The 22,960-nt window shown below is 64.0% G+C and carries 19 protein-coding genes, 2 tRNA genes and 1 pseudogene; 13 read left to right on the top strand and 9 right to left on the bottom strand.

Annotation, left to right across the window (positions count from 1 at the left end; genetic code table 11):
- Positions 1–76 precede the first annotated feature (76 nt).
- The 3 genes from F1735_RS20555 to F1735_RS20545 form a co-directional block, all read right to left on the bottom strand.
- Positions 77–838 carry a UDP-2,3-diacylglucosamine diphosphatase gene (locus F1735_RS20555; RefSeq protein ID WP_167238677.1) on the bottom strand — a complete coding sequence of 254 codons (762 nt, stop codon included), beginning with the start codon at positions 836–838 and terminating at the stop codon, positions 77–79.
- 38 nt (positions 839–876) lie between these two features.
- Positions 877–1,353, bottom strand: a complete 477-nt coding sequence (locus F1735_RS20550) for a peptidylprolyl isomerase (RefSeq protein WP_166898629.1) — start codon at positions 1,351–1,353, stop codon at positions 877–879.
- A gap of 72 nt (positions 1,354–1,425) precedes the next feature.
- Positions 1,426–2,019 carry a peptidylprolyl isomerase gene (locus F1735_RS20545; RefSeq protein ID WP_167238676.1) on the bottom strand — a complete coding sequence of 198 codons (594 nt, stop codon included), beginning with the start codon at positions 2,017–2,019 and terminating at the stop codon, positions 1,426–1,428.
- Positions 2,020–2,292: 273 nt separating this feature from the next.
- Between F1735_RS20545 and cysS the strand changes: the two genes are divergently transcribed.
- From cysS to F1735_RS20510, 7 genes are all read left to right on the top strand, one after another.
- Positions 2,293–3,705 (top strand): cysteine--tRNA ligase, encoded by a 1,413-nt coding sequence (gene cysS / locus F1735_RS20540; RefSeq protein WP_167238675.1) that lies wholly within the window; start codon positions 2,293–2,295, stop codon positions 3,703–3,705.
- Positions 3,705–4,364 carry a DNA-3-methyladenine glycosylase family protein gene (locus tag F1735_RS20535; RefSeq protein WP_166898646.1) on the top strand — a complete coding sequence of 220 codons (660 nt, stop codon included), beginning with the start codon at positions 3,705–3,707 and terminating at the stop codon, positions 4,362–4,364. Before cysS ends, F1735_RS20535 begins: the two co-directional genes overlap by 1 nt.
- 57 nt (positions 4,365–4,421) lie before the next feature.
- Positions 4,422–5,399: an acetyl-CoA carboxylase carboxyltransferase subunit alpha gene (locus tag F1735_RS20530; RefSeq protein WP_166898635.1), complete on the top strand. Its 978-nt coding sequence runs from the start codon at positions 4,422–4,424 to the stop codon at positions 5,397–5,399.
- Positions 5,396–6,808 (top strand): tRNA lysidine(34) synthetase TilS, encoded by a 1,413-nt coding sequence (gene tilS, locus F1735_RS20525; protein WP_167238674.1) that lies wholly within the window; start codon positions 5,396–5,398, stop codon positions 6,806–6,808. The genes F1735_RS20530 and tilS overlap by 4 nt, the downstream gene beginning before the upstream one ends.
- 129 nt (positions 6,809–6,937) lie before the next feature.
- Positions 6,938–8,185 carry an aspartate kinase gene (locus tag F1735_RS20520; protein WP_167238673.1) on the top strand — a complete coding sequence of 416 codons (1,248 nt, stop codon included), beginning with the start codon at positions 6,938–6,940 and terminating at the stop codon, positions 8,183–8,185.
- Between the two features lie 92 nt (positions 8,186–8,277).
- Positions 8,278–8,369, top strand: a tRNA-Ser gene (locus F1735_RS20515).
- A gap of 203 nt (positions 8,370–8,572) precedes the next feature.
- Positions 8,573–8,664, top strand: a tRNA-Ser gene (locus tag F1735_RS20510).
- A gap of 227 nt (positions 8,665–8,891) precedes the next feature.
- Here F1735_RS20510 and F1735_RS20505 read toward each other — a convergent pair.
- Positions 8,892–12,605, bottom strand: a complete 3,714-nt coding sequence (locus F1735_RS20505; protein WP_167238672.1) for a DUF4132 domain-containing protein — start codon at positions 12,603–12,605, stop codon at positions 8,892–8,894.
- Positions 12,606–12,879: 274 nt separating this feature from the next.
- Between F1735_RS20505 and petA the strand changes: the two genes are divergently transcribed.
- The 3 genes and pseudogenes from petA (at position 12,880) to F1735_RS37460 (ending at position 14,794) form a co-directional block, all read left to right on the top strand.
- Positions 12,880–13,404, top strand: a complete 525-nt coding sequence (petA, locus tag F1735_RS20500) for a ubiquinol-cytochrome c reductase iron-sulfur subunit (RefSeq protein WP_373888557.1) — start codon at positions 12,880–12,882, stop codon at positions 13,402–13,404.
- Between the two features lie 153 nt (positions 13,405–13,557).
- Positions 13,558–14,411, top strand: a pseudogene (locus tag F1735_RS20495) (isoaspartyl peptidase/L-asparaginase).
- 248 nt (positions 14,412–14,659) lie between these two features.
- Positions 14,660–14,794 carry a hypothetical protein gene (locus F1735_RS37460; protein ID WP_267876681.1) on the top strand — a complete coding sequence of 45 codons (135 nt, stop codon included), beginning with the start codon at positions 14,660–14,662 and terminating at the stop codon, positions 14,792–14,794.
- Positions 14,795–14,810: 16 nt separating this feature from the next.
- Here the strand turns inward: F1735_RS37460 and F1735_RS20490 are convergent, their stop codons facing one another.
- Both F1735_RS20490 and F1735_RS20485 read right to left on the bottom strand, forming a co-directional pair.
- The gene (locus F1735_RS20490) at positions 14,811–15,266 is read right to left on the bottom strand and encodes a DUF695 domain-containing protein (protein ID WP_167238671.1); all 456 of its coding nucleotides are present in this window, start codon (positions 15,264–15,266) and stop codon (positions 14,811–14,813) included.
- A gap of 63 nt (positions 15,267–15,329) precedes the next feature.
- Positions 15,330–16,805 carry a M20 family metallopeptidase gene (locus F1735_RS20485; RefSeq protein WP_167238670.1) on the bottom strand — a complete coding sequence of 492 codons (1,476 nt, stop codon included), beginning with the start codon at positions 16,803–16,805 and terminating at the stop codon, positions 15,330–15,332.
- A 139-nt stretch (positions 16,806–16,944) separates the two neighbouring features.
- Here F1735_RS20485 and F1735_RS20480 point away from each other — a divergent pair, with 139 nt between their 5' ends.
- Together F1735_RS20480 and F1735_RS20475 are read left to right on the top strand one after the other, a co-directional pair.
- Complete coding sequence (locus F1735_RS20480) at positions 16,945–18,219, top strand: DUF1963 domain-containing protein (protein WP_167238669.1); 1,275 nt, start codon at positions 16,945–16,947, stop codon at positions 18,217–18,219.
- A 108-nt stretch (positions 18,220–18,327) separates the two neighbouring features.
- Positions 18,328–18,909 carry a DJ-1/PfpI family protein gene (locus F1735_RS20475; protein WP_167238668.1) on the top strand — a complete coding sequence of 194 codons (582 nt, stop codon included), beginning with the start codon at positions 18,328–18,330 and terminating at the stop codon, positions 18,907–18,909.
- Here F1735_RS20475 and F1735_RS20470 read toward each other — a convergent pair.
- Together F1735_RS20470 and F1735_RS20465 are read right to left on the bottom strand one after the other, a co-directional pair.
- Complete coding sequence (locus F1735_RS20470) at positions 18,899–19,780, bottom strand: hypothetical protein (RefSeq protein WP_167238667.1); 882 nt, start codon at positions 19,778–19,780, stop codon at positions 18,899–18,901. The genes F1735_RS20475 and F1735_RS20470 overlap by 11 nt on opposite strands.
- A gap of 67 nt (positions 19,781–19,847) precedes the next feature.
- Positions 19,848–20,630 (bottom strand): YfaP family protein, encoded by a 783-nt coding sequence (locus F1735_RS20465; protein WP_167238666.1) that lies wholly within the window; start codon positions 20,628–20,630, stop codon positions 19,848–19,850.
- A gap of 212 nt (positions 20,631–20,842) precedes the next feature.
- Between F1735_RS20465 and F1735_RS20460 the strand changes: the two genes are divergently transcribed.
- The gene (locus tag F1735_RS20460) at positions 20,843–21,580 is read left to right on the top strand and encodes a hypothetical protein (protein ID WP_167238665.1); all 738 of its coding nucleotides are present in this window, start codon (positions 20,843–20,845) and stop codon (positions 21,578–21,580) included.
- A 41-nt stretch (positions 21,581–21,621) separates the two neighbouring features.
- Here the strand turns inward: F1735_RS20460 and F1735_RS20455 are convergent, their stop codons facing one another.
- Positions 21,622–22,779, bottom strand: a complete 1,158-nt coding sequence (locus F1735_RS20455; RefSeq protein WP_167238664.1) for a hypothetical protein — start codon at positions 22,777–22,779, stop codon at positions 21,622–21,624.
- Positions 22,780–22,960 lie beyond the last annotated feature (181 nt).

The following is a 22,960-nucleotide window of genomic DNA, read 5'->3' as shown; positions in this document are numbered from 1 at the left end:
CTGTTGGCGGTATGGCGACAGCTTGTGCCAGGCGCTCTTGGCCGAACGACTCAGCCGAACGACTCAGCCGAACGACTCAGCCGATCACCTTGCCGTCCAGGTCATGGCGCGTGATGGCGCCGCCGTCGCCGATGGCGATCCAGCCGCCGCGCGGCGGGTCGGCGTCCGGCTCCCAGTCCGGCAGCACGTAGCGGCGCTTGCCGTCGTGCTGGTGCAGGGCGGGGCGGTGCGTATGGCCGTGGATCAGCACGTCGGTGCCGGTGGCGGCGAACAGCGCGTCGATCGCCTGCGGCGTGACGTCCATGATCTCCATGGTCTTGGTGCTGTGCGCTTCCTTGCTGCCTTCGCGCAGGTTGGCGATGATGGCCTTGCGCTGCGCCAGCGGCATGGCCAGGAATTGCGCCTGCCAGGCCGGCTGGCGCACCTGCTGGCGAAATGCCATGTAATTGATGTCGTCGGTGCATTGGGCGTCGCCATGCACGAGCACGATTTTCTGCCCGCCGATGTCGGCAATGTGCGGCTCGGCCAGCAATTGCATGCCGGCGGCGTCGGCAAAGGCCTGGCCCACTAAAAAGTCGCGGTTGCCGGCGATCCAGTAGACCGGAATGCCGGCATCGCTGACGGCGCGGATGCCGGCGGCGATGCGGCGGTGCAGGGGCGCGTCGAGATCGTCGTCGCCGGCCCAGTATTCGAACAGGTCGCCGAGAATATACAGCGCGCGCGCCGCCATGGCGCGTTCTTCCAGGAAAGCGAAGAAGGCGTCCACGGTGTACGCATGCGCCTCCTGCAAATGCAGGTCGGAGATCAACAGCGCGAGCGTTCGCGCGGGCAGGGTCATTCGGCCGCCGCCGGTGGGGTGTGCTCGCGCTTCATGCTTTAAATGACTTCGATTTTTTCGATGATCACTGGCTCGAGCGGCACGTCGCCGCTTTTGGTCTTGACCTTGCGGATGGCGTCGACCACTTCCTTGCCTTCGGTGACTTTGCCGAACACGGCATAGCCGAAGCCGTCCTGGCCCGGATAGTCGAGGAAGCTGTTGTTCTTGACGTTGATGAAGAACTGCGCCGAAGCCGAATGCGGGGCCGAGGTACGGGCCATTGCCAGGGTGTAGGTGTCGTTCTTGAGGCCGTTGCTGGCTTCATTTTCGACGGTTTGATCGGCTGGCTTCTGGCGCATGTTCGGCTCCATGCCGCCGCCCTGGATCATGAAGTCGGCGATGACGCGGTGGAAAATGGTGTTGCTGTAATGGCCCTTGGCGACATAGTCGAGGAAGTTGGCGACCGTTTTCGGCGCTTTCTCAGCGTCGAGCTCGGCGGTGATGTTGCCCATGTTGGTGGTAATCAGAATAGCCATGTGTGTTCCTGTTGGTTGAGTTACTAATGGAAGTATTTTCCAGCGCCGCTATTTTACGGGAATCGCGAAAATTCAGGGCTTGACGATGGTGGCGGACTTGATCACGATCGGCGTTACCGGCACGTTCTGGTTGCCGCGCACGTCGTCGACCATCACGCCCTTGATCTTGTCGACCACTTCCTGGCCGGAAATGACCTTGCCGAACACCGTGTAGCCGAAGCCGTCGCGGCCCGGATAGTCGAGGTTGGTGTTGTCGGCGACGTTGATGAAAAATTGCGAGGTGGCCGAATTCGGATCTTGCGTGCGCGCCATGGCGACCGAGTAGGGTACGTTCAGCAAGCCATTCTTGGCTTCGTTCTCGACCGGCTTGTTGGTGCGGCGCGGCAGCATTTTTTCGTCCATGCCGCCGCCCTGGATCATGAAGTCGTTAATCACGCGGTGGAAAATCAAGCCCTTGTAATGCCCGCTTTTGACGTACTGCAAAAAATTGGCGACCGTTTTCGGCGCCTTGGCCTGGTCCAGTTCGAGCACGATCTCGCCCATGCTGGTCTTGAGCGACACTTGCGGCGTTTCGCTCGCGAGTACGGCGGTGCTGAGGGTCAGGCCGGCGAAGAGCGTGAGAAAACGTGCCACCAGGGGCATGCGGAACATTAACGAATCTTGCATTTGGAATCCTTGACGTGAAGTGCTTGTTGTTATATGGACGGAAGGCTGTCAAGCCTTTACCGCAAAAATAAACCTGATCCATATGCGGCCAGCCGGTATTTTAACAATGCTATACTTTGTACAGAACGTCCCATTCTATCAAAGAAGAACAAGACAGAGGGCTCCGACGATCTCGATGCAAACCACGCCTGACCGGCGCGCGCCCACCGCGGCGATCGCGCCCGGTTGTCGTTTTGCCCGAGCGCGGCGCGCGCTGTAACGAGTAAGAATCTGATGAGCCAATTAAAGATCTACAACACGCTTGCGCGTGAAAAACAGGTATTCACCCCCATCGAGCCAGGTAAAGTCGGCATGTACGTGTGCGGGATGACCATCTACGACTACTGCCATATCGGCCATGCGCGCATGATGATGGCGTTCGACGTCATCTACCGCTGGCTCAAGGTGTCGGGCTACCAGGTCACGTACGTGCGCAACATCACCGATATCGAAGACAAGATCATCAAGCGCGCCGTCGAAAACGGCGAGTCGATTTTCTCCTTGACCTCGCGTTTCGAAAAGTACATGGACGAAGACACCGCCGCGCTCGGCATTTTGCCGCCCGACGTGGTGCCGCACGCCACCGCCTATGTGCCGCAGATGCTGTCGATCATCGCCCAGCTCGAACAGAAGGGCCTGGCCTACAAGTCGGACGATGGCGACGTCAATTTTTCGGTGCGCAATTTCCCCGGCTACGGCAAGCTGTCCGGCAAGTCGCTCGACGACCTGCGCGCGGGCGAACGGGTCGACGTCAACGCCGGCAAGCGCGATCCGCTCGACTTCGTGCTCTGGAAGGCCTCCAAGGAATCCGAGCCGGACGAAGTCAAATGGGACTCGACCTGGGGCAGCGGCCGTCCGGGCTGGCATATCGAGTGCTCGGCCATGTCGTGCGCGACACTCGGCCAGCACTTCGACATCCACGGCGGCGGCGCCGACCTGCAGTTCCCGCACCACGAGAACGAGATCGCCCAGTCGGAAGGCGCCTTTGGCCATCCGATGACCAATTACTGGGTACATAACGGCTTCGTGCGCGTGGTCAACGAAGAGACGCAGGTTGCGGAAAAGATGGGCAAGTCGCTCAATAACTTCTTCACGATCCGCGACGTGCTCAAGCTGTATGACGCCGAAGTGATCCGCTTCTTCATCTTGCGCGGACACTACCGCAGCCCGCTGAACTACGGCGTTGCCAATCTCGAGGACGCGAAGTCGGCCCTGACGCGCCTGTACACCGCGCTGGCCGGGATCGACAGCGGCGCCGCTGCGCCCGAGGTCGACTGGAACGAAGCGCATGCCATCCGTTTCCGCGAGGCGATGGACGACGACTTCAACACCCCGATCGCGATCGCCGTGCTGTTCGACCTGGCCACGGAACTGAACAAAAGCAAGTCGGCCGAGTACGCGCGCCAGTTCAAGGCGCTCGCCGCCGTGCTGGGCCTGCTCGAACGCAGCCCGCAGGCATTCCTGCAGGGCGGCGTGGAAGAGGGCGGCATGGACGAGGCCGCCATCGTGGACGCCATCGCGCGCCGCGGCGAGGCCAAAAAGGCGCGCAACTTCGCCGAGTCCGACAGCATTCGCGCCGGCTTGCTGGCGGCCGGCATCGTCCTCGAAGACAAGCCGGACGGCACAAGCAACTGGCGCCGTGCATGATGGCCCCAACCAAGGAAACGGCGGGGACCACCCCGCCGCCGCTGGATGTGCCCGCGTACTGGGAACAGGCCAAGGTCGAACTCATGAAGCGCGACCGCATCATGAAAAAGCTGATCCCGCAGTTCGGCGACCTGCACCTGGTCGGCCACGGCGATCCGTTTACGACCCTGGCGCGCTCGGTGGTGGGCCAGCAGGTCACCACCAAGGCCGCTGACGCCGCCTGGAACAAGCTCTTGCTGGCGTGTCCCAAGATCAACCCGGCCCAGGTGATCAAGGCTGGCGCCGAGCAACTGTCGGCCTGCGGCCTGTCCAAGCGCAAGACCGAATACATCCTCGACCTGGCCGACCATTTCAAGGCCAAGCGCGTACACGCGAACCAGTGGGCCGAGATGGATGACGAAGCCGTCATCGCCGAGCTGGTGCAAATTCGCGGCATCGGACGCTGGACAGCGGAGATGTTTCTGATATTTAATCTGCTGCGGCCGAATGTCTTGCCGCTGGACGATCCTGGTTTGATCCAGGGCATCAGCCAGAACTACTTTTCCGGCGAACCTGTATCACGTAGCGATGCGCGCGAGGTCTCGGCCAATTGGGAACCGTGGAGAACGGTCGCTACGTGGTATTTGTGGCGTAGCCTCGATCCGGTTCCGGTAGAATAGCGCCTGTAGCGGCCGTGCGGTGGGGTATGCTGCGGCCAGAATTTACCCGGAGGTACAATGATTAAAACAACTTTCCTCAATTTTGAGCAGCCAATTGCAGAGCTCGATTCCAAAATTGAAGAGCTGCGCTTCGTCCAGGACGATTCGGCTGTCGACATCTCCGAAGAAATCGACCGCCTGGCCAAGAAGAGCCAGCAACTGACCAAAGATATTTACGCCAAGCTCACGCCGTGGCAGGTGTCGCAGATTGCACGCCATCCACAACGTCCGTACACCATGGACTACGTGAACGAAATCTTTACCGACTTCCACGAACTGCACGGCGACCGCTCCTACGCGGACGACCTGTCGATCGTCGGCGGCCTGGCGCGCTTTAACGGCCAGGCCTGCATGGTGATCGGCCACCAGAAGGGGCGCGACACCAAGGAGCGCGCCCTGCGCAACTTCGGCATGCCCAAGCCGGAAGGCTACCGCAAGGCCATGCGCCTGATGAAACTGGCCGAAAAATTCGGCCTGCCGATCTTCACCTTCGTCGACACGCCCGGCGCCTTTCCCGGCATCGACGCCGAAGAGCGCGGCCAGTCCGAAGCGATCGGCCACAACCTGTATGTCATGGCCGAACTGAAAGTGCCGCTGATCGCCACCATCATCGGCGAAGGCGGCTCCGGCGGCGCGCTGGCGATCGCCGTGGGGGATGCGGTTCTCATGCTCCAGTACGCTACCTACTCGGTCATTTCGCCCGAAGGCTGCGCCTCGATCCTCTGGAAAACCTCCGAGCGCGCCGCCGACGCCGCCGACGCGCTGGGCCTGACCGCGCACCGCCTCAAAGCCATGGGCCTGATCGACAAGATCATCAACGAGCCGCTCGGCGGCGCCCACCGCGATCCGAAGAACATGGCCGTCATGCTCAAGCGCGCGCTGGCCGACACCTTGCGCCAGTTCCAGGGCATGAAAACCAGGGACTTGCTCGAAGCGCGTCACAACAAGTTGATGAGCTACGGCAAATTCAAAGAAACGACGCCGGCCGAAGAGTGAAGCAGACCAGCAACGCAGCGCTTGCAGCGCAGTTTGCGCAGGCGCTTGACGCGTTGCGGGCACAAGGCGCTTCGCCCTCGGTGGCGATCGCCTACAGCGGCGGGCTCGATTCCTCGGCCCTGCTGCACCTGGCGACGCAGTACGCCGCCGCCAGCGATGTTCCCCTGTTTGCCTTCCACGTCCACCACGGCATCAGCCCCAACGCCGATGCCTGGCTGGCGCATTGCGAAGCGCGCTGTGCTGGCCTGGGCGTGAGGTTCGCCGCGCGCCGCGTGGTGCTGGAAAAATCCAAGTCCGGTGTCGAAGCGGCCGCCCGCAAGCTGCGTTACGCGGCCTTGGGCGAGCTGTGCCGCGAGCACGGCGTGCGCCTGATGCTGACCGCCCACCACCTCGACGACCAGGCCGAAACCGTGCTCTTGCAATTGCTGCGCGGCTCCGGCACGGCCGGCCTGTCGGGCATGGATGCGGCCAACGCCGCGCCCGAACTGCTCGGCAATCCCGACCTGGTGATGGCGCGTCCCTTGCTGCCGGTGTCGCGCCAGCAGCTCGAAGCCTACGTCGCCGCATTCGCGCTGGCCTGGGTCGAAGACGAATCGAACACCCACCCGCGCTATGCCCGCAACGCCCTGCGCCACCAGGTGATGCCGGCGCTGGCGGCGGCCTTTCCCGGTTACCAGGAACGCTTTGCCCGCAGCGCCGCGCACGCACAGTCGGCCCAGCGCCTGTTGAATGAGCTGGCCGTGCAAGACCTGGCCGGCTGCCTGGTCGAGGAGTGCATCGACGTGGCCAAACTGCGTTCGATGAGCCTGGACCGCGCCTACAACATGCTGCGCTACTGGTTCGGCCTGCGTTCGCTGCGCATGCCCTCGACCGCCTGGCTGACCGAAATGGTGACCCAGCTGGTCGAAGCGCGGCATGACGCGCAACTGCTGGTGACGCATCCCGACTGCCACATCCGGCGCCACCGCGACCGGCTGTACATCACGCCCAAGCTGGCCGACCTGGCCGGCCAGCGCGATCCGGACGACGCGGGACTTTTCGTCAAGGAAGGCGAGCGCTTCACCTGGAACGGCGAAGCGAGCATGGCCTTCCCGGCCTACGGCGGCGTGCTGCATTTCGACGCGGCCGGGCAGGGCTTCGACAGCGCCTGGCTGCGCGCGCAAGCCTTGCAGATCGACTTCCGCAAGGGCGGCGAGCGCCTGAAACCGGCGGCGAATCGCCCCACGCGCCCGCTCAAATACCACTACCAGGCCTGCAATGTCCCCGCCTGGGAGCGCGAGCGCCTGCCGGTGGTCAGCAGCGGCAAGGATTTGCTGTTTGCCGCCGGCATCGGCATGGATTGCCATCACTTCGGGGACGTTTCCGGCCCCTTGGTCAGCCTGCGCTGGGAAGCCCGCAATGCCTGTTGACTATGCAAAAACGTTATTTCTATATACCAATAACGTATAAATTTGTCCACAGACTGCCTTGTTTTTTTGCATCGCAGCATGTAGAGTAAAGCCCTCCTTTTTCATTAACCGAGCGGAAACTTCACTCTTATGGCTTTAATCGTCCACAAATATGGCGGAACGTCGATGGGCTCGACCGACCGCATCAAGAACGTCGCGGCACGCGTCGCCAAGTGGCATGACGCGGGGCACCAGATCATTGTTGTACCATCGGCAATGTCGGGCGAAACCAATCGCCTGATTGGCTTGGCCAAACAACTGATGGAACAGCCTGATCCGCGCGAACTGGACATGATTGCCTCCACCGGTGAACAGGTTTCCGTTGGCTTGCTGGCGATGGCGCTGCTGGCGATCGGTAAACCGGCGGTCTCGTACGCCGGCTGGCAAGTCGCGATCAAGACCGACTCGTCGTTTACCAAGGCGCGCATCGAATCGATCGACGACGCCAAGGTCAAGGCCGACCTGGATGCCGGCAAGATCGTGATCATTACCGGTTTCCAGGGCGTGGATGCGAACGGCAACATCGCCACCCTGGGTCGCGGCGGTTCGGATACCTCGGCGGTGGCCATCGCAGCGGCGGTGAAGGCGCAGGAATGCCTGATTTACACCGACGTTGACGGCGTGTACACGACCGATCCGCGCGTGGTGTCGGAGGCGCGCCGCCTCAAGACCATTACCTTTGAAGAAATGCTGGAGCTCGCTTCGATGGGCTCCAAAGTGCTGCAAAGCCGCTCCGTGGAATTCGCCGGCAACTACCGCGTGCCAACCCGCGTCCTGTCGTCGCTGACCGATCCCCTGATGCCGCTCGAAGAAGAAGCCAGCTCGGGTACCCTGATTTCGTTTGAGGAAGATACAAATATGGAACAAGCTGTCATCTCCGGCATCGCATTCAACCGCGATGAGGCCAAAATCACCATCCTCGGCGTGGCGGACAAGCCGGGCATCGCCTACCACATCCTGGGGCCGGTGGCCGACGCCAACATCGAAGTCGACATGATCATTCAGAACCAGTCGGTCGAAGGCAAGACCGACTTCACCTTCACGGTCTCGCGCGGCGAGTATGTGAAGGCGATGGGCGTGTTAGAGGGCGTCAAGAACGACATCGGCGCGGCCAGCATTTCGGGCGACGCCAAGGTGTCGAAAGTGTCGGTGGTGGGCGTGGGCATGCGCAGCCACGTCGGCGTGGCCTCGCAGATGTTCCGCACCCTGGCGGAAGAGGGCATCAACATCCTGATGATCTCGACGTCGGAGATCAAGATCTCGGTGCTGATCGATGAAAAGTACATGGAACTGGCCGTGCGCGCCCTGCACAAGGCCTTCGATTTGGAAAAAGCATAATATTTCCAAAAAATGGATGCGGATCATTGCAAAATCCACGCCCAGCCGGTATGATCTTGGTCTTCTGATCTGGTGAAACTACTGGGCGGAATGGAGATGTGGCCGAGTGGCCGAAGGCACGTCCCTGCTAAGGACGCATATGGGGTAACCTGTATCGTGAGTTCGAATCTCACCATCTCCGCCAGAATCCTGTCCAGCTTGTGCCTGGACTGTCAAGAAACCCGCAGCGCTCGTCATGAGCCTGCGGGTTTTTTGCATTTGTTGCCCGGTTTGCAGCGGGAAAATGGTAAATTTTTCGCTGCGGGGGGCGTTTCGGCCCTGTTCGGCGCGGCGGGAATCCGGTATGATCTTGGTCTTCTGGCTTGGCAATACTGTGTAGGCCAGAATGGAGATGTGGCCGAGTGGCCGAAGGCACGTCCCTGCTAAGGACGCATATGGGGTAACCTGTATCGTGAGTTCGAATCTCACCATCTCCGCCAGAACAAGAAAAAGCTCCCGCGAGGGAGCTTTTTTCGTTGGGCCATTCACACGCGCCCGTTCGTTTAGTGCAGCCGCGCCGGGGGCGCGGGTTGCAGAAAGGCGCGATGCGGCTAAACGCCGCCGCGATATGCATCAGGCGGAGATCATACAAAGACTGATTTCCGATGGCTGCTTGGTGAGTACGGCGTAGCTGCTCTTAGCGCCGTCTCCTCAATACCGTCCCCTGTCAGGAGCGCAGCCTTTCCATATCCCGTATCAGTTCACTGAGAACGATGGCGTCGAGCGTGGCCAGACTGGCCACGACCGGCACTTCACCGTGCCGGTCCGTCACCCCCACAATCAGCTTGCCCAGCGTCTGCTCGGGAAATTCACCCGGATTATTCGCCATCAGCCCCGGAGTCAGATCCAGCTGCGCCGCGCGTCCCCCGCCGAGCGGCTTGTTGACATTCCAGATCGCGCCGCCGTCCCAGGCGCGGCCGCGCCGCCAGCCCTGGTTTTCCAGCCCGAGAACGCGGCCGCTCGCCACCACCACGCCAACCCAGCGCTCGAAGCTGCCGGCCGCCAGTTCGGCGGCGCTGGCCGTATGCACGTCGCGCCCGATCTGGGCGAACGGCTGCAACAGTTCATAGTCGGCGAACAACTGACCGAACGCCGCCGCATCCGCCGCCGGCAAGTCCAGCGCATGCGCAATGCCGATGCGCACGTCATCGCCTTCGGGCAGCGCGAACGGCGCGTCGGCGCTATCGGTAAAACTGCCGTCGGCAGCGACCCGGAAGCACGCCAGCAGGTTCGCGTCGCCCCCATGTACGCTCCACACCAGCCGCTGCACCAGATGGCGCACCAGCCGATGCCCGGCCAGGCACTGGCGGAATACCTGCGCGCTCCAGCGGCGCTGCGTACACATGGCCGCTTCCAGCCGGCGCACCTGCTGCGCGGCGATGGTGCGCGCATCCTTCTTGAGCGCCTTGAAGCGCTCCACCGCCGCCGCCGACAGTGCCTTGTCGTCGGCCTTGTTCGGCTTGGGCAGGTCCGCCAGGCGCAGCTTGGCGCCGTCGCGCACGAACGGCATGAGCGTCTCGTCGAAGCCGACGCGGAACTGGCGCGGTCCGAAGTCGAGCAGCAAGGTGCCGTCCTCGCCCAGGCCCAGGTCGGGCGCGAGGCGGTCTTCCAGTTCTTCCACGCCGAGGCCGCGCGCGTCGGCGATCTGCGCGATTTTTTCACGCGCGCGATCCTGCAAAGCCTTGAACTTGAGCTTCTGCGCGATGCCGTTCAAGAGCATCAGCGCGGTGTCGCTGCCGATGGCGGCCAGCACGTCCAGCCCCGCCACGGCGCGCTGGTGCTGACTCTCTCCGGGCCAGCTGCGCACGCAGGCAGTGAGCTTGCGGGCACTGTCGTCATTGCCGATCAGGCCGAGCGCGCCCATGCCCCAGCCCTCCTTGGGCGGACCGCCGGCGCCGACCCACGCCAGGAATAGCTCCCATGCGAAGTCGGCCAGCGACTCGGCCGTGCAGGCGCGCATGACGTCGGCGATGCCGGCGTATACACCGTCGTCGGTGGGAAAGCGCAGCATGCAACCGAGTTGTTCGATGGCGCTGTCGGGCAGTGCTTTTCCATTGTGCGCCAGCAGTGGCCGGCTCCATCCGCCCGGCTGCCAGAAGGCGGGGAAGGCGCCTTGTTTGGCCGGGAACAGCTGGTACGGGTCGAGCAGGTCGGCCAGCGCCGCCGCCACTTCCGCTTGCGGGTAGCGCGCGGCGACATCGAGCAGCAGTGCGCGCTGGCCTTCGTGGGCGAGCATGCGCAGCGCGACGATGGCGTGTACGCGCGCCGGGCAGGTTTTACCGACCGCCACGGCGATCAGGCCGCAGGCGGCGTGCTCCGGGTGCGCCAGCAGCCACGCGCGGGCCTCGTCGCGCGCCGCTTTTTTGGTGGCGAAGCTGCGCGCCATCGGTTGCGCCAGCGCCACCGCGCCGAAGGGCAGCGCAAGCCACTGGCCGCCGTCCGGCGAGTCGCGGCACAGCGTCAGCACCGAGGGCAGGGCGTCCAGGCCGAAACGCGCCACGGCGTACCCCGGATTGCTCACGTCGTCGCACCCGAGCGCGTTCCACAGGGCCAGGCCGAGCGGCGCGGGCAGGTTGGCGATGCCGCGCCCATCGAGCATGTAACGGGTGGGGATGCTGCGGTGCTCCCGCGCCAGCGCGATCAGGCGCTCGCTATCGGCGCCGCCGATCAAGGCGGCAATCTGTTCGCGTTGCGGACTGTCGCGAAACCCGGCCAGCCACGCCAGCGCCAGCGGATCGCTGCCGGCCGCGTCGCGCTGTTTGGCGACGTCGTCGTCGAGCGCGAGCCACGCTGCGCGGCTGCCCGGTTCCCATTGTTCGCGTTCGGGCAGCGCCAGCGGTTTGAGCGTCAGCACCGCGTGCGCCGGCCTGGCCGCCGCCAGCCACGGTGGATTGACCAGCACCGGCGGCAGGTCGGCGCAATCGGCCAGGTCGGCCGGCACGCTCAACTCCCGCTGCAGTCCGGCCAGCAGGCTGGCGCCCTCCGGCGCGATGGCGGCGATGATCGCCGGGACCGCCGCCGCGTGTACGCGCACCAGGTTGTTCAGGGCGAAGCCGAAGGTGGCGGCCGCGCCGCGCTCGGCGGCCAGCAGTTCGGCCAGGGCGGCGATGGCGGCCAGCGGCCAGCGCCGGGTCAGGCCGAAGAAGCGCACCAGCTTTGCCTTGTCGTCCCTGGCGTCGCGCGCCAGCATGATCAATGCGGCCGGGGTGCCGATATGCGTCAGCACCTCGCCGACGATCGGGTACTCCAGGCCCGATTCCAGCGCCGCGACCGCGTCCGCCCCGCGTTCCTGTACCAGGGTGGCGATCATGGCGTGCTTCCTGAACAGCCGTGGCGTGCCGTGGCGCGCGCTGTCCAGGCGCAGCGCGGCGATGGCGGCCGGCGACGTGGCCGCCAGCAGCAGCCAGTTGCGCGAGTCCGGAGCCTGCGCATGATCAAGCGTCAGTGCCAGGTCGTTGGCGATGTCGGGCAGCTCCGGCAGCATGATGGCGTACCAGGGCCGGCGTTGCGGGGCGATGCGCGGCAGGGCGGCGCGAATGCTGGCGACGCACTGCTCCCAGGACTGCGGCGCGGCGGCGGCCAGATGGGCGCGCAGCGCCAGTTCGGGCGCGTTGTCGATCTGTTCTTCGCTGGTGGCGAATGGCCTGCCTTGGTCGCGTGCGAACATCACCGGCCACTTGGGCGCCTCCCATCCGGCCGCATGGTCGCAACTGCTGCCTTCGGCCTGGAGGAACACCTCCACGGCGTAGGGCAAGCCTTTGCGCGCCACCAGGAAATCGAGGAATTGCCCGTTCGCCTGGTCGCGTTGCTGGTGCTGGTGCAGGTAGGCGTCGAGCGCCATCAGCACCACATCGGATGCGAACGAGCCGTCGCTGGCGCCCTCGCTCAGGCGCGCGGCCGCTTCGGTGGCCGCGTTGCGGTCGTCCGCATGCGAGGCGTCCGGGGCGATCACGAAGCGCTTGTTGGCAATGGCGAGAAACGCGCGCCAGCTGGCGTCCGCGTCCAGCGGGCGGGGGGCCGGAAAGCGACGCGAGGGCAGGGCGGGGCCGAGCAGTCCGGGCGCCAGATCGACCACCGGGCCTGCCGCCAGCCAGGGCGCGCCGCCGCTCGCGAGCGCGGGCGCGGGCGCGGGCGCCGCGCAGGCCGGCTGCGGCGCCGTGGCGCGAGGCGTTCCGGCGCCGGTCTCGACGTACCCTTTGCCGGTTTTTTCGCGGACCAGCTTCTCCATGGAGGCGCCAGCCCTGGCGGCATCGGCGTGGGTCGTCGTTTGGGCTTGCCCGGTGGTGCCGAGTTTGCCGTAACGAACGTGCAGGTCGCAACCATCGTGTTCGATTTCCCCAAACTTGCCGGAGCTGCCGTCGGTGAACTCGAAACGCTTCATTGTCTGCCTTGATCGATAGGGTTGCCGTGCGAACGCCGCCACCATTTTACACACCCATTTGCCAAAAAAACATCGTGCGTCGCGGGAACCGCCGGACGCCCTCGCGGTCCAAATCATTCAGGAGCGGCAAACCAGCGCTCCACTCACGATCCAGGAACAGGAGAACAGAATGAACTTGCACAACCGTACTGCCCTGCGTGTTTCAACGCTGGTCGCCTGGCTGTGAATTCCTTTCCATATTTACGCCGCCAACCAGGCACCGGCAAGCCAGTCGGTGCAAGCGCAAGTCGGCAAGCGCACTGCGGACGCGGCTGAGCAAAAGCAGCGCGTACTGGTGACGCAAGCCCGGTTGACGCAGAACATCGCCCAGATCGTGCCCGGCGCCTTGCTCACAAGCGAGTGGCCCGGCCGGCCGGTGTGGATACTGCACCGGACCGAGCGCATGATCGCCCAGCTGCGCGCGGATGATGCGCGCCTGGCCGATCCGCGCTCGCGGCAGGACCAGCAGCCGGCGTACGCGCGCAACGCCACCCGCTCGCTCCGCCCCGCGTTCCTGGTGGCGACCGGCATCTGCACCCATCTCGGCTGCGTGCCCGTGTATCGTCCCGATGTCGCGCCCGCCGACCTGGGCGGCGACTGGAACGGCGGCTTTTACTGTCCCTGCCACGGCTCGCGATTCGATCTCGCCGGGCGTGTGTTCAAGAACGTGCCGGCCCCCAGCAACCTGGACATTCCGCCGCACGAATACCTGGCCGATACCCGCCTGCGCATCGACGCCGACCGCGACCATCCCGCCTGAGCGGGCCCAGTACGCGCCGCAAGCGCAGCGGGAGGGCGCAAGCGCGTGCTTGCCAGATACCCTGTGGGAAAGCGCTTACACGTACACGCGTCATTGTCCACTTCGCTCAGCCGTTTGTCATTTGCATAATGTTCAACAGATGACCATCAACGAATGAGCAAGGACGCCATGAATGCACATCACCCCGGCAGCGCCATCGTGGTCCACGGTGGGGCTGGCGCCGGACGCGAGCTCGACGACGGCTGCGTCCAGGCCGCGCACGCCGCGCGCGAACAACTCGCGCAAGAGGGCGATGCGCTCGACGCCGCCATCGCCGCCGTTTTGTCGATGGAAAACGACGGCCGCTTCAATGCCGGCACCGGCGCCGTGCTCGGCCTGGACGGCGCCACCATCGAAATGGATGCCTGCGTGATGGACACGCGCGACGTGGCGCGCACGCCATGGGCCACGCACCGTATCGCGAGGTCAGCGAGCAGGCGCGGCGCAAGCACAAAAAAATGCTCGACCGGCTCGCCGGCGAGGCCCAGGTCATGCCGGGCGTCGACAACCGTGCTTTCGCCACCTTCTGGAACTACGCCTGTTCCCCGGCCTTTGCCGGCAAGACCGGCTGCGACACGGTCGGCGCGGTGGTGCGCGACCAGGATGGCCACTTCGCCGTGGCCGGTTCCACCGGCGGCTCGGCGCCGTCGCTGCTCGGGCGCGTGGGCGACACGCCCATCGTCGGCAGCGGCTTCTACGCCGGCCCGCACGGGGCGGTGGCGGCCACCGGCATCGGTGAACACATCATGCGGCACATGCTGGCCAGCACGGTCTACCACTGGATCGCCGCCGGTACCGCAGTCGGCGACGCGCTGCGGCGCGCGATCGGCCTGTTCCCGGCCGACGTTGCCGTGGGCCTGATCGCGGTCAGCCGCACCGAGGCTGGCGCGTTGAGCAATCAAGCGATGCCGCAGGCGCAAGATTTTTCCGGCGCCATTCCTCAACGCGAACAAGGAGAACCGTCATGAGGAGAAAATGAGCGCCGATATGGCCTGGGCCGACAACGGTGAGCCGGTGATGAAAGGAGCATTCCTGCAGCGGTTCTGCGATAAGGCCTTTTCAAGCGCGCAAGCAGCCCGTCTAACATGAAAGGTCTGGCAAGGCCGGCGCATCGGCATGGCGCGGCGCTTGCGCCCTTTCATCTTCATCGACAACCGGGAGGAAACCATGTTGAACCGTATTCTCGGCTTGGTGGCGGTCGCGGTCCGTGGGCGACATGGCCGGCGCCGTGCGCATGCAGGCACGCGCGAACCTGCAGCGCTTCAAGAACTTGCTGGAGAAGCGCGGCAGCGAAACCGGCGCCTGGCGCGGCGCCATCGGCAAAGAGGGCGGCGCGACGCCCATGCACTGAGCGGCCTGGCCGGCGCCTACCCGGTCGCAAAGGACGCGTACACGTCCCACTGCGGATCGAGATAGGCCATGCACTGGATCTGGTGCGAGCTCACCTCGGCGCGCAACTGCTCGTGAACCGGACCGATGCACTCGCCGTTCTTGAGGTAGAACACGAATTCCTTGAACGTGCCGGTGGTGATCGCCAGCGCATGCACCACCGGCCCGCCGGCCTGGAGCCGTTCGCGGATCCGGTCTTCCAGCTCGCTGATGATCCGGTTTTCTTCCGCATCCGGCAAGCCGCCCGGGTTCGGATGGTTCAAGGCAATCGCAAATCCGACGCGGATGCCAAGTTCCGGGTGTCCGGCCCAGCGCCTGGCCGAGTTGTTGATCCGCACCAGCATCGGACCGTCGCCGTGGCTTCCTTCGGCAAGGGTCCAGCTGTCATCGAGGTCGTTCAATTGCGCAAGCGGCAAATGGTGGTCGGATGGCATAGAAAATCCTTGTTCGTCATTGGACACAAGACGCGCCGGCGCAGCGCCGGCGCGCCACCGGCTTTATGGGTGCGCCGCGATCACTTGCGCCACCGCCGCCGTCAGGCGCTTACCGTACGGCACATGCAGGAACTCGTTCGGACCGTGCGCATTGCTCTTCGGACCGAGCACGCCGCAGACCATCATCTGCGCTTTCGGGAAGCTCTTTTGCAGCAAACCCATCAGCGGAATGGTGCCGCCTTCGCCCAGGTAGCCGACCGGCGTGCCGAAATGGCTTTCGCTGGCGGCGTTGACGGCGGTCGACAGCCACGGGCTCAGTTCCGGCGTATTCCAGCCGCTGGCCCCGTACGAACCCGGCGTGCCGTCGGGCACGAAGCTCACGCGCGCATTGTAGGGCGCGTTATCTTCCAACAATGCTTTCAGTTGCAGCGCGGCGGCATTGCCGTCGAGCAGCGGCGGGATGCGCAGCGACAGCTTGAACGCGGAGTAGGGTCGCAGCACGTTGCCGGCGTTGGCGAACTCTGGAAAGCCTTCGGCCCCCACCACCGACAGGGTCGGGCGCCATGTACGGTTCAGGATCGCTTCGAGCGGGTCGGTCGTCACCGGCAGCACCGAGCCGCCGTCGGCGCCGCAAGCCCACGGCATGCGCTTGTAGACTTCTTCCTTGAGGATGGCGGCGGTCGCTTTCGCTTCTTCGATGCGCACGTGCGGAATCTCGCAATGGAAACTTTCAGGCAGCAGGCGCCCGGTTTTCGCGTCTTCCAGGCGGTCGAGCAGGTGGCGCAGGATGCGGAAACTCGACGGCACCACGCCCGAATGCGCACCCGAGTGGATGCCTTCGGTCAGCACTTCGACCTTCAAGGTGCCCGAGACCATGCCGCGCAGCGAGGTGGTCAGCCACAGCTGGTCGTAGTTGCCCGCGCCCGAGTCCAGGCACACCACCAGCGACACCTGGCCCAGGCGCTGGCCCAGCATGTCGAGGTAGGGCGGCAGGTCGTAGGAGCCGCTTTCTTCGCAGGTTTCGATCAGGCCCACGCAGCGCGGACGCGGAATGTTCTGGCGGTCGAGCGCCATCAGCGCGGTCAGCGAGGCATACACCGCGTAACCGTCGTCGGCCCCGCCGCGTCCGTACAGCTTGCCGTTTTCGTATTTGGGCGTCCAGGGCCCCAGGTCGCCGCGCCAGCCGTCGAATTCGGGCTGCTTGTCGAGGTGGCCGTAGATCAACACGGTGTCGTTCGAGTCCGCCTTGGTGGCCGGCACTTCGAAGAAGATGACGGGCGAGCGGCCGGGTGTACGCAGCACTTCGAGTTTCAGGCCGGGGATTTTCTTGCTCTTGATCCACTCCTCGGCATCGCGCACGACCCGGTCGAGATAGCCGTTGGCTTCCCAGTTGGCATCGAAAGCGGGGCTTTTGGCGGGCACGGCGATGTACTGCACCAGGGCTGGAACGATTTCTTCATCCCACACGCGGTCGGCGTACGCCGCGAGTTCGCTTGGGGAGAGCGTGCCGCTGGCAGGCGACGTCACTGGATGGGTCATGGGATTCTCGCTGTTGACTGAATATTGTATTTTACTGTAGCACCCTGGTTCATGTTGCACCGGCGCTCGCGTATGATCGCGCCAGCGGGCATGTCGCACAAGTAGCTGTTTTTTGGAGAATCGGAATGGAAAAACCACGATGACCGACGCGGCGCACCCTGGCACGGGCGCCCTGCGCGCCATCGACCTGATGCAGGTCTTGAGGGCGGGCGATTATCATGCCAGCCATGCGCGGTTGCGCGTTTTCCTGCGCGATGCAGGTCCTGGGGACATCGACGCGCTCGCCGGCGACGAGCTGCTGAGCTTGCCTCGCGGCGCCAGCAACATGATCGAGGAGGTGCTGTGCGTGATCTCGACGACGGCCTTTGCCCGCCTGGCCGTGCGCGCCCTGGACCTGCTGGAACAGCAGCCGTCGCCAGAGGCGCGCGCGATATGCAACGAGGTACTGGCGGCTGCCAGCTTGCAGATCGCCCCGGCGCTGCAACCTTATCTCGCGCGCCTGTTCGACCTGGCGCCGCACCGTGGCTGGACCATGGAGGACTGGCCCTGGCGCGCCGCGCAGGACGAGGATCTCGCTTTTCTCAGTGAAAAACTGGTAGCGGGCGACCCGCAAGAGCGGCGCAAGGCATTCGACTGTCTGCTCGAAACACGTCGTCCCGACGCCATGACGATCGCGGTGAACGCCTGTCCCACGCTGGCGTTGCCATACCCGCCAGCGGCCTACCTGCGCGCGCTCGACCACGATGGACCCGGCCTGCCGCTGTATTCGCGGCAGTGCGTACACCTGATTTTCCCTGCAAATTACCTGGGGGACGGCAGCGCCGATCCTGCGCCGGGCGCGCAGCACCCCAGCTGGACCTTGCCCGCCGATGCGCCATTGCATCGCTTCGGCGGCGCCGGCAGCGCCGCCTGCGGGCTGTGCGGCGGCCAGTTGCATCATCTGCTAACGCTGCCGGAAAGCGCGATTTTTGGCGCCACGGCCTCACGCGCGGGGGCGCTGTCGCTGGAAGCATGCCTGTCCTGCCTGGGCTGGGAGCGCGACGTGCTGTTTTACCGCCATGGCGACGACGGCTTGCCGGGTCCGCTCGACCACGGTGCGGTGACGCCGCAATTTCCCGCCAAGGCGCTGGCCCCGACCGAGGTGCGGCTGGCGCCCACGCCGGCGCGCTGGACCTGGCAGCAGTGGGGAGGCGGAAACCTGCACCGGCTTGGCGGCGCGCCTGTCTGGATCCAGTCGGCAGATTATCCCGATTGCCCCGCGTGCGCCCGGACCATGCATTTTGCCATGCAGCTCGACTCGGAATTGCCGACGACGGACGAAGACGAATCCTGGTTGTGGGGCAGCGGCGGGATCTGCTATGTCTTTCAGTGCCAGCCTTGCCGGACCATCGGCTACCTGTGGCAATGTACCTGAAGCGCGTCATGGGCGATTCCGGCGTATTATCTGAAAATCAAAATCTGAGAATCACGATCTGAAAATCAAGCATCACCTCGTTACACCCCACCCACCAAGGAGAAAAGCATGGCTGGAAAGAAGATTTTGTTTCTGACGGGCGATTTTGCGGAAGATTACGAAACCATGGTGCCGTTCCAGGCGCTGCAGATGGTGGGGCACACGGTGCATGCGGTCTGTCCGGGCAAGAAGGCCGGCGACAAGATCAAGACCGCCATCCACGATTTCGAAGGCGACCAGACCTACACCGAAAAACCGGGCCATCTGTTCGCGCTCAACGCCAGTTTCGATGAGGCCGAGGCGGGCAATTACGACGCCCTGATGATCGCCGGCGGACGCGCGCCCGAATACCTGCGCCTGAACGAGCGGGTCATCGCGCTGGTGCGCCAGTTCGCGCAAGCGAACAAGCCGATCGCCGCGGTCTGCCACGGCGCGCAATTGCTGGCCGCCGCCGATGTGATTCGCGGCAAGCGCATTTCGGCCTACCCGGCGTGCTCGCCGGACGTGCGCATGGCCGGCGGCGAGTACGCGCAGATCGAGGTCGATCAGGCTGTGACGGATGGCAATTTCGTCACGGCGCCGGCGTGGCCCGCGCATCCGCAATGGCTGGCCCAATTCCTGGTGCTGCTGGGCACGGAAATCACGCTGTAAGCGGTGGCGCCGGCGGCGCTTGGGTGGGATCGATCCACCCGCGCCGCTGCAGGTGACAGACGCTGCTGCACAGCAGTGCCGGCATCAGCAGGTTAACAAAAGGCACCAGCATCAGCACGCACAGGATCAGGCCCAGCATGGTGATGGCGGGGCCTTGGGCATGCATCAGCGCGCGCCGCTGTTGCGGGTCGAGCACGCCGTCGGCGGCAAGCAAGTACATCAAGCGCACGTTGAACCCGAGCACAAAGCGCAAGACCACGTACAGCGACCATACGGGAACGAGCAGGGACAGCAGGAGCGTGAGGATCTTGCGCATCCATTGCCATGCGGACAGGCGTGGCAGCGGGGGCAAGGGCCTCGCTTGCCATCCGGTATAACGCGTGTGGGCGACCCGCTGTGCGCGCCGCAGCAACAGCCAGCGCAGGGGCAAGGCGACCGTGCTCAGGTTGGCGAAGGCGAACAGCAGCACATAAAAGAAGCCCGCCATGGCCAGTGCGGCAAGGAGAAACTGCAGGAATAATCCGAGGTCCATGACGAATTTGACCAGGTCGCGCAGGAAACGCGCGATGTCGCCCATGATATTGGCGTAGCCCTTGCCTTGCCCGCCACCCCCGCCGCTCCCCATGCCCAGGCCGCCGTCCAGCAGGGTCAGCCCGCCGAACAGGGCGAACACGCCGGCCCGCCCGGCCAGCTTGAAGAAAAAATCGTGGTAGTGGTAGTACAGCCAGAGACACAGCAAGGACGGCGCCGGGCACCACAGCGCTGCGCGCCACCACAGGCCGGCGTGGCGCGCGTCGCGCAAGCCCATCCCGATGCATGCGACCGCTTCGCCGAAGCCAGCCGACCAGCGCCGATACGCCTGTTTCCACATGGATGATTGTCCAGAATAAAGAAACCGCGAGTATAGGTTACGGGGGGGCGCGGCGCCCGCCCGGGCGTCAGAAGGTGAACGATTTGACCAGGGTCAGCTCGCCAATGCTGCGCATCGGCAGCACGAATTCTTCGCGTTTTTCGCGCGGGGTGTTTTCGTTGTACACCAAGGTCACGCGCGCGGTGATCATCTCCATCTGGCGCTTGGTTTCGTCGAAGTGATAGCCGTTCGCGCCCAGCTTGCCCCAGTAATTGATGTACACGTGGTAGTTGCCGCGCAAGGGCGCGGTCATGGTGTACATCTCGGGACCGGGGCCGTCCACGCTGTCGACGTCCAGGCCGCCGCCATTGGTCAGCACCGGATGGCCGAAGTAGGCATGCTGGCCGTCCGGCGTGACGATGTGCAGGTCGATCTCGGCTTCGGTGTCGTCCCAGGCGCAGATCACGCGCAGGCCGGGCAAGGGGCGGCCCGAGTCGGTTTCATAAAACTGCACGCGCCGCAGCGACTTGCCTTGCGGCGATTTGACTTCGACGCTGTTCGAGCCGGCGCCGAACAGGTAGGGGCGCGCGTAGTGGCCCTGCTCGTCGGTCAGCAGGCGCAGCGGATTGCCATTGACCACCAACTGGTGCGGCGCGCGCTTGCCGGCCGCTGCCGCGATATGGCCCTTGATCATGCTGCGCTTGCTCTGCGCGCCTCGGTCGATCGGGGAGTTCGGGTAGGCCACGCTGGCTTGCTCGCTCTTGTCGACCAGGCCCGAGCGGTTCCATCCGCCGGACGGCGAGGCGATTTCGGTGGCCATCGCGGGTGTCAGGGTCAGGGCCAGCAGGCACAGCGTCCAGGTCGTTTTCATCGGTTTCTCCATGCAGGTGGGGTGATTGTAACCGCTCGCCATGCATTTCGATATTGCCTTTGTATTATTGTTAATTGGAGCGTAAGATTGAATGCACGACAGCGCGACCCGCGCCATATCGTCATGCAGGCAAGAGGCTGATCCATCAGCCCGGCGTTACTCAGGGTTAGGGTAGGAAATGACACTCACACCAATCACTGGAGAGCATGTATATGAATATCAATCCGTTCGATCTGTCGGTATCCGATTTTGTGGCGCAATCGGCCAAGTGGTGCATGGAATTCAGTATTCCGGAAGATTATCCTTACGATCTGAAGGTGGAGATCGCGGACCGCGTCTTGTTCGATGCCGGCACCGATAAATTCGAGCAGATCGCGGACGAAGCCGGAATCTGGATCGAACAGGAGCGTACGCGGCTGGGAGAAGTCTTGCCCACGTTTAGCACGCACGCCGATTACATCGTGCGCACCGAGCAGTGGCGTGACGAATTCAAGATTCCCCAGTTTTTGCCTTACACGGAGCAGGTCCGCATCGCCGATGAAGTGCTGCGCACGCTCGACCGCGCCAAATACGCGGGCATGCTGTCGACGGCCGGCGAGTGGAGTCAAAAAGAAAGCGCCAATCTCGATGCCGGCCAGCCGTTCGACGGCTGGAAAGAGCAGATCCGGCGCCAGCTGCTGCAGATCCAGAAAGGGAAATACCTGATGATTTATCTGCCGTACGGAGCGGGCAATTTCCGTATCGAGCAGGGCACCTTGACCAGCGTCGACTGGAACAAGGGCACTGTGCTGCTGCATAACACGGTATATAACCGCGATGAAACCGTGGCGATCGATAATATCCAGAGTATCGACGAGAGCCGGTCCGGTTCGGGCGCGCTCGGGTCGGTGCAAACGGCCGACCTGCGCCTGGTCGGCAGCGACTGGTACCGCGGTAACACCAAGCTGTAAGCGGCAAAGAAGCCATCGCCAGGCGATGGCCCCGGCACGCTTTAGCGCGGCGCCCCGGCCGGAATCGCGGCAGCGCCGAATTCATCCGCGCCCAGGTCGATCGCGCCTTCGCTGCGCGCTTGCCCGTCGATATCGGCCACGCCGTTGACCGCAATCACGCCCGACGGAAAGTAGCGCGTCCACAGCGGCGAGGTCCAGGTCGTCACGGCCGCTGTCACGGCGCCGGCATTGATGGCGGGCGAGCCGGCCTGGAGCCTGAGGTTGCCGGTCACCGGCGCCACGAACTTCGGATCGGCAACGACCTTGACGCCGGGCAGCGAAGACGCTTCCGTGCTGGTTCCCCACCAGATATTCTTGCCCCACACATTGTTGCCGTTGCCGCTGCCGGAAATGTCGTACGCTTCTCCCGCGCTGTTTTCGCCGAAAAAGATGTTATTGCTGAAGCGGCTGTCGGTGACCTTGTACTGGAACAGCAGTTCGGTGCCCCAGCCCTGGTTCTTGTAAAAGGAATTGTTGTGTACCTGGATGCGGCGCGAGGCGCCCGCCGAGGAGGAGTAGCCTCCCAGCGACAAGCCCGCTTCGCGCTTGTTGAAAACGACGTTATTCATCATCAGGATATCTTCGGTGGCCTTGCCCTTGTGCTCGCTGGCGAACTCGAAGCCGATGTCGTTGCCCGTCGAAATATTCCGGTCAAAAATGATGTTGCGGCCGCCATCGACATAAAATCCGCCGGCCGAACCGACCTTGGCGTACCAGGGATTGCTCTTGCTCGAATTGTTGTTGGCCGTATTGCCGCGCACGATGCCGTTGCGGACCCGGTCGTTGTCGCCGCAGCCGCCGCATTCGCCTTCGTAACCGATGAAGTCGAAGCCGATGTTGTTATTGTCGTGGACGTTGTTCGACAGCACTTCGAAGCGGTCCACGTTACCGTTGATCACCAGCGCTTCGCTGGCCTGCAGCACGTTCTGGTACACCTCGTTGCCCTGGACCAGCAGATCGGTGATGCCGCTGGCGTGCGTGCCGAACACGGCCAGTCCGTGCGCGCCGACCGAGCAGGGCTCCTTGCAGGTGCTGGTGTGCTTGACGTTGTGGATCTTGTTGTTGACGATCTGAATGTTCGATCCCTTGCCTTCGACCAGGATGCCGACCGGCGTTGCCGAGGCGCCGGTGATGAAGTTGGCGACGTCAAAGCCTTCCACGCGCACATAGTTCGAATTGGTAATCGTGTTGACATCCTCCCCGCCCTAAAGGAAAGGGATTCCTACGGCGCCGCGTGATGATCTACGGGTCGCTTCGGTGGGTTCCTGCTTCATCGAGCGGCCTGACTGCGCCGACTCTCCACAGGCCAAGACGCGATGTCCTCGCGCTAAAACATTCATC

Source organism: Massilia genomosp. 1, assembly GCF_011682185.1.
Taxonomy (GTDB): domain Bacteria; phylum Pseudomonadota; class Gammaproteobacteria; order Burkholderiales; family Burkholderiaceae_D; genus Telluria_A; species Telluria_A rubra.
This window is presented reverse-complemented; position numbering and strand designations above follow the sequence as displayed.